Source organism: Rhodococcus sp. EPR-134 (assembly GCF_001647205.1).
Lineage (GTDB): Bacteria > Actinomycetota > Actinomycetes > Mycobacteriales > Mycobacteriaceae > Rhodococcus_F > Rhodococcus_F qingshengii.
On record NZ_LVCT01000295.1, the window covers coordinates 1 to 556 of the forward strand.

Genomic DNA, 556 nt, shown 5'->3' on the forward strand with positions numbered 1-556 from the left:
GTACGACTCGGAAAGTTGTCGATGCCGTGAATCCTGTTGTCTCCTGGCGGCCTCCGTCGCTCCAGTGAGTCTGCGGATGGACGCTCAGCCCGGCGGTGGTGAGGTCCGCTCCGCGCACACCGCGCGCGTGCAGGGTCTCGGTCAGGGCAGTGGACAGACGCGCGACGGCGTCGAATGCGTCGGAAACGGCCGTCTGTGTCACCGATACTCCGATCGTCAATCGCACGATGTCGGGAACAGCTGTTGCAGTGGCGGTTCCGGTCACCGTGACAGTGGACGGCTCCGAGGTGAAGGCGGTGGTGGGCACGTGTGGTTCCTATCCGATTCGTCCGGCGGATATGACACTCCGCAACATCAGGTCCAATTGCTCGTAGGCGCCCGCAGCCAGTCGTTCGAGAAGCGCAAGTTTCAACTCGGGTGCCTGTGCGGTCAGTTCTGCATATCGCTCCGGAGTCAGGACGGCCACGGTGACCGTGGAATCGGCGCGGATGTCGTTGAGGAACGGAGTGTCGAGGAACATCGTCATCTCGCCGAACGTCATTCCGGCGGAGAGCGT

1 protein-coding gene and 1 pseudogene are annotated in these 556 nt (G+C 62.9%); both read right to left on the bottom strand.

Annotated features, from left to right (window positions below; translation table 11 throughout):
- Window positions 1-307, bottom strand: a 307-nt coding sequence (locus A2J01_RS13490; RefSeq protein ID WP_156519268.1) for an SIMPL domain-containing protein, incomplete at its 3' end; no start/stop codon positions are given.
- Between the two features lie 9 nt (window positions 308-316).
- A pseudogene (locus tag A2J01_RS13495) lies at window positions 317-556 on the bottom strand (glutaminase A); the annotation flags it as partial.